The organism is Streptomyces sp. P5F9 (genome assembly GCF_057961495.1).
Map to the genome: position 1 here is coordinate 1 of NZ_JBXVPZ010000787.1, position 2,493 is coordinate 2,493.

Below are 2,493 nucleotides of genomic sequence, written 5' to 3' on the forward strand. Positions count from 1 at the left end.
GTCGCCCACCCCGACGCCGACGCCCACGCCGACCCCCACCGACACGGTGGCCAAGCTCGCGGACGCGGGCACGGCGAAGCTCACGGCGGTCGCGGGCGACCAGTTCAGCAAGAAGATCAGTACCAAGGCCGAGACCTCGGCGGGCAAGACGGTCGCCAAGGTCAGGATCCGGTTCACGATCGTCGGGACCACGGACGCCACCTTCACGGGCGGCGAGAAGGTCGCCACGGTCACCACCAACGCCTCCGGTGTGGCCGTCGCCCCCGCCCTCCAAGCAGGCGAGACCACCGGTGACTTCACCGTCCGCGCGACCGTCGTCGGCCGTACGATCGCCGGTCTCGACTACGCGGCCAGCGTCACGCCCCGCGTCGCCGACACCCTCGTCCGCACCAGCACCACGGCGCTGACCTGCACGCCGGGCGGCGAGTTCGCCGACCAGGTCGAGGTGAAGGCAACGGAGAACGGCGCCGTCGCCGACAAGGTCGCCGCCACCGCGACCCTCATCAAGGCCGCCGACGACGCCACCGAGAACGACAAGGGCCCCTACTTCAAGGACGCGGACGGCAAGACCGTACGCACCCTCACGGGCTTGGCCACGGACGCCGACGGCCTCCTGAAGCTGCCGAAGCTGTACGCCGACGACACCACCGGCACCTTCCTGCTCCGGATCACCACCACGGGCGGCGCGACCCTCACGGTCGAACTGACCGTCGCGGCGGCCGACGACACCTCCTCGTCCAGCCCGAGCGCCGGCGCGAGCCCGTCCGCGTCGCCGAGCGCGTAGCCCGGCCGCACGACCGTAGGACGAGGGCGCCCCTCCGCTTCGGCGGGTGGGCGCCTTTGTCGTGTGTGCAACGTGTTCTCATCTCGCCCGTGCGTTGCTACGGTGCCGGACCTGACGACCTATCAGTTCCTGAATCCATTCGGTTTCTGTCTGTCGGGAGGCCGGCATGCGTGCCCTGATCGCCGCTGCGACCGGACTCGTGCTCGCGTTCGCGCTGGTCCTGACCATCACCGCGATGGGCTCACCGATGGGCAAGACCTCGCCGAAACCGCTGCTGACGACGGTGCCCGCGCACCCGTAAACGCTTGCGCAAGCGTTTGACTCCCTGGGATGGAGGCCGAGATGCGCCGTAAGGCCAGCCTGATCCTGCTCGCCCTCGCCGTGTTCTTCACGGCGCTGTCCCCGCTGCTGCGCTGGTACGCCTTCCCGCGCCTGGCCAAGATCCCGGCGAACCAGTACCAGGACATGGTCCTGGAGGCGAAGAACGCCACCCTCCTCGACTACGGCACCATGCGGGCCAAGACGGTCCCCAAGGTCACCATCGTGCAGACCCTCAAGGGCAACGTCGAGGCCGCCAAGAAGATCGACAAGACGGCCGGCCGGGACGTCGTCGTCTGGGACGGCCTGTCCTACGTCCAGGGCCCCGACGGCAAGATGGTGTCGTCGATCCCCGAGCGCTACATCTTCGACGCGCACACCCAGGACCCCGTCCACGCCACCGGCGAGATGGTCGACGGCGACCCGGTGAAACGGGACGGCATCGAGTTCAAGTGGCCGTTCCTGACCCAGAAACGGGACTACGAGTACTTCGACGCGCAGACCCGCACCACCAACCCCATCCACTACAAGGGCACCCAGAACTTCCGCGGCGTCAAGGTCTACTACTTCGAGCAGACCATCCCCTGGACCAAGGTCCCCTTCCCGAAGACGATGCCCGTGAAGGGCATCACCCCGGAGTCCGTCGCCAAGACGGGCACCACCCGCTGGTACACCACGGTCCGCAGGTTCTGGGTCGAACCCGTCACCGGAGCACCGGTCTACGGCGAGGAGCTCCACAAGGAGGAGCTGCGCGGCGGCACTCTCCTGGGCGACCGGGCCAAGGTGACGGCGTTCGCCGGCGACGTGAAGATGCGCGAGGACTACATCAAGCACACCGTCGCCCTGGTGAAGTCCAACCGCACCCTCGTCCTGCTGATGGTCTCCTACCTCCCCTGGGGCTTCCTGACCCTCGGCCTCCTCCTGCTGGCCCTCTCCCTCTACCTGGAGGCCCGCAGCAGGCGCCCCGGAGACCCCGCCCCCACCGAGGTCCACGAACCGGAACCGGTCACCGCCTGAGCCGCGCGTTCGTGAACCGCGTGGCCTCGGCGCTCGCCGGGTCCTCGGGCCACGGGTGCTTCGGATACCGCCCCCGCAACTCGGCCCGCACGCCCTTGTAGCCGTCCTTCCAGAAGGAAGCGAGGTCGGCGGTGACGGCGGCGGGCCGCCCGGCGGGGGACAGCAGATGCACGAGCACGGGCACCCCGGCGACGGTCGGCGACTCGTGGAGTCCGAACATCTCCTGCAACTTCACGGCGAGCACGGGCTGTTCGGGATTCCCGTAGTCGATCCGGATCCTGGACCCACTCGGCACGAGGAACCGCTCCGGAGCCAACTCGTCCAACCGCCCCGCGGCCCCCGAGGCCCACGGCAACAACCGCCGCAGCCCCTGT

Annotated in this window: 3 protein-coding genes and 1 pseudogene; 3 read left to right on the forward strand and 1 reads right to left on the reverse strand. The window is 69.2% G+C overall.

The window, feature by feature from the left end; all coding sequences use genetic code 11:
• The 3 genes and pseudogenes from AC31A1_RS50045 to pgfA all read left to right on the forward strand — a co-directional run.
• Window positions 1–784: pseudogene (locus tag AC31A1_RS50045) on the forward strand (lytic transglycosylase); the annotation flags it as partial.
• Window positions 785–950: 166 nt separating this feature from the next.
• A complete protein-coding gene (locus AC31A1_RS50050; protein WP_106437209.1) occupies window positions 951–1,085 on the forward strand; it encodes an SPW_0924 family protein in 135 nt (44 codons plus the stop codon).
• A gap of 41 nt (window positions 1,086–1,126) precedes the next feature.
• Complete coding sequence (pgfA, locus tag AC31A1_RS50055; protein WP_489659701.1) at window positions 1,127–2,119, forward strand: cell envelope lipid trafficking protein PgfA; 993 nt, start codon at window positions 1,127–1,129, stop codon at window positions 2,117–2,119.
• On the opposite strand, the gene AC31A1_RS50060 is transcribed toward pgfA, so the two are convergent.
• The coding region (locus tag AC31A1_RS50060; RefSeq protein WP_489659702.1) for an ATP-dependent helicase C-terminal domain-containing protein at window positions 2,109–2,493 on the reverse strand (385 nt) is incomplete at its 5' end. The two genes, pgfA and AC31A1_RS50060, sit on opposite strands and share 11 nt — an antisense overlap.